Annotated in this window: 1 pseudogene; it reads left to right on the top strand. The window is 60.3% G+C overall.

What is annotated here, in order from left to right:
- Positions 1-272 (top strand): annotated as a pseudogene (locus SB764_RS40320) (nicotinate phosphoribosyltransferase); the annotation flags it as partial.

The raw sequence follows: 272 nt of genomic DNA on the forward strand, positions 1-272 counted from the left end.
TCGGCACTGCCGCTTTCCTGCGTGATGCGCCGGAATGGGTTGCCGACTGGACGGGTTTCCGCCCGGACAGCGCACCGCCGGTCGAAGGCGGCGAGAAGATCATCGAATGGTGGAAGAAGATGGGCCGCGATCCGCGCCAGAAGCTTCTGATTTTTTCGGATGGCATGGATGTCGATGCGATTATCGACACCTACAAGCATTTCGAGGGCCGTGTTCGCATGAGCTTCGGTTGGGGGACGAACCTCACCAACGATTTCGTTGGCTGCGCGCCC

Origin of the sequence: Paraburkholderia sp. SIMBA_027 (genome assembly GCF_046535315.1) — a bacterium.
GTDB classification, from domain to species: domain Bacteria; phylum Pseudomonadota; class Gammaproteobacteria; order Burkholderiales; family Burkholderiaceae; genus Paraburkholderia; species Paraburkholderia tropica.